Raw genomic sequence first — 2,615 nt, 5'->3', positions numbered from 1 at the left:
AGTCTAATCGTTGCCGACGATTTTTTTCGGATTGTCGGATTAATTTTTGATCTTGTGTCACCTTGAGTACTTCATGGTAGTGCGTCCGGTCGAGCAACCCGGTAACCTGATTAAAGCCGCGGGTTGACAGGGTGCCTTGACTCACCGGGATTGGAACGATGAGTCGCTTGGTATGCGCTAAAGCCGATCGCAATTCCGGCACAAAAACACGTCTCAGCCGATAATCGCCATTGAACTTATATTGTTTCATAAAATCCTTCATTGCTGCGTTGTATTCGAACAAGGCTTGGTTGGTCAGGTTGGGAAGTCCGCTGTCGCGCCACCGGATACAATCTTGACATGGGTTTGTCATTTGGGAAACTAACTTTCGACCGCACCCATCGCAGGTGGGCATCGATAATCGATTAAACCCGGACCAACAGGCATGACAAATCGTTTGACTGGAAATCGGCCTCAGGGAAATCAACTCGCCAAATGAAATGTTGTCTCGAATTATTTCACCGCATAATAAACAATGTTTCATAGTGCTGCCGCCTTTTGATTCATTAATTTAATCTGGCGATCACAGGACTTGATGTTGGCAGTCTTTGATTCACAATAAAATAGCACTTCCCCAGTCGGCCGATCGCTGTTTCTCCCAACTCTTCCCGCAATTTGAACCAGCGCCGCCGCCGAAAAAATATCGTCGTCAGCCTTCAGCACAATTACGTCAATCCCCGGAAAAGTCACGCCCCGTTCCAAAATCGTGGTGGTAATCAAAAAGTCCAATTGATCATTGCGCATTAAGGCGACCTTTTCAATCCGCTTAGGATCCGCTGAATAAACCGTTTCAAATTTGGCCGCCATTTTAGTGGCTTTGAGGGCGTCAAAAACATGTTTCAAATCTTTAATGTGTGGTACAAAGAGTAAAAAGCGCTGCTTGGCATCAATTAACGCTTGAATCTTGTTTAGAATGTTTTTTGGTAACTGGCCATCATTGATCAAAGTTGCTAATCGTTTAGTTCGGATCACTGCTATCTCGGGCAACAGGTGACCATGGTAACGAATTGGCAGGTAACTGACGGTCAATTTATTTTGCTTAATCGCTCGAAACAGATTTTGGTCGGGTGTTGCTGTTAAATATAAGGTTGCGCCGGTCGGTTTGGTGGCGTTGGCCACGGCAAAATGAAGCATTGCATTTCCGGAATACGGAAACACGTCAACTTCATCAATAATCAAGACATCAAATGCATGGTAAAATCGTAATAATTGGTGAGTGGTACAAACCGTTATCTGGCTGTAAACATAGGGTTGCTCACTTTTGCCATGTAGCAATACACAAGACACCTTTTCAAAAGCGGCTTGAATCCGTGGAAATAATTCAATACAAACATCAACTCGCGGTGAAGCGATGCCGACACGCAACCCATTTTCAATGGCCCAGTTAATGCCTTTAAATAACATTTCCGTTTTCCCGGCACCGGTGACTGCCCATAACAAGTGTCGCCGGCGATTCTTAAAGACATCAATCACCGTTTGTGCACATTCAGCCTGCAGTTTCGTTAATTTTCCCTGCCAAGTCAGCGGCTGGTTGACGTGCGGAAATCGATTAGGCTCTGGCGCAAAGGCCAACTGCTGCAGCGTGTCCATTCGCCCCATTTGAATACAAACGTAGCAGTAATACTGATTGTTGGGAAGCGCTGCTAGTCTCCGCTTCAGACGACTGCCGCAGCGGCAACAGACAATGCCGTGGTCTGTTTGGATGGCCGCCCGTGTCTTGACGCCTGGATGATGATTAAGTGTTTCACCAAGCATCAACATTGGCATTTGGCGTCCAAATAACTCTGATATATCATTAATAAAAGAAAAACACCTCACTATTTAAATACGAGATGCATGGAGGAATACTTTTTAAAAAAGAATCTTTAACAATTAAAAAAAACGGCTCCCATGAAATTGAAATTAAAAAGTCCCGCTTTATCTGCACGATGGCAAGAATTCAAAGCGAAGACCAGGCAAAACAATTGATTGAACAAGTCACCAAGGAAAATTCCAAGGCGAACCATAACTGCTACGCTTACATGCTGGGAGACGATGATCATATTCAGCGCGAAAGTGATAACGGCGAGCCTTCAGGGACTGCCGGAGTGCCAATCTTAGAGGTCTTGAAGAAAAACGAACTGCACAACGTTTTAGCGGTCGTTACCCGATATTTTGGCGGCATTAAATTAGGCGCCGGTGGCCTTATCCGTGCTTACAGCAATGCGACTTCAACCACCATCGATCAGCTGGGGATTGTCAAACTTGTCAACAAGCAACAGCTGACACTGACCATCGACTATAATCAATTCGACAAATTAAAGTATTTTCTTGAAAACGAAGCCATTCCGATTGAAGACACCCAATACATCGATCAAATACAGGTTGTCATCGCGGTCAGTGATGATCATTTCAATGCGCTTATTTCGGCGATTACAAATTTACTGAGTGATCAATTTACTTACGACAAGGGGCCGTACAAAATTTTTGAAGTCCCCTACTCAAGAGAAGCCCGACAGCAGGATGAAAGATAGAAAAACTGCGTAGACAAAATACAACTCGTCTACGCAGCTTTTTAAGTTTTAATGATTATTTTT

Annotated in this window: 3 protein-coding genes; 1 reads left to right on the top strand and 2 read right to left on the bottom strand. The window is 44.3% G+C overall.

Features of this window, described 5'->3' with window-relative positions; genetic code table 11:
• Both AB3112_RS10575 and AB3112_RS10570 read right to left on the bottom strand, forming a co-directional pair.
• The coding region (locus AB3112_RS10575; protein WP_367334464.1) for a ComF family protein at positions 1 to 250 on the bottom strand (250 nt) is incomplete at its 3' end.
• Between the two features lie 269 nt (positions 251 to 519).
• Positions 520 to 1,800, bottom strand: coding sequence for a DEAD/DEAH box helicase (locus tag AB3112_RS10570; RefSeq protein ID WP_367334463.1), 1,281 nt, complete (start codon positions 1,798 to 1,800; stop codon positions 520 to 522).
• A gap of 71 nt (positions 1,801 to 1,871) precedes the next feature.
• On the opposite strand from AB3112_RS10570, the gene AB3112_RS10565 reads away from it, so the two are divergent.
• A complete protein-coding gene (locus AB3112_RS10565) occupies positions 1,872 to 2,552 on the top strand; it encodes a YigZ family protein (protein WP_367334462.1) in 681 nt (226 codons plus the stop codon).
• Positions 2,553 to 2,615: the final 63 nt, after the last annotated feature.

The sequence above is a fragment of the Lentilactobacillus sp. genome (assembly GCF_040773105.1).
Lineage (GTDB): Bacteria > Bacillota > Bacilli > Lactobacillales > Lactobacillaceae > Lentilactobacillus > Lentilactobacillus parabuchneri.
This window is presented reverse-complemented; position numbering and strand designations above follow the sequence as displayed.

Excerpts from the sequence above, each read along its gene's own strand:
- AB3112_RS10570 (WP_367334463.1), bottom strand. The coding sequence starts at position 1,800 with ATGTTGATGCTTGGTGAAACACTTAATCATCATCCAGGCGTCAAGACA.
- AB3112_RS10565 (WP_367334462.1), top strand. The coding sequence starts at position 1,872 with ATGCATGGAGGAATACTTTTTAAAAAAGAATCTTTAACAATTAAAAAA.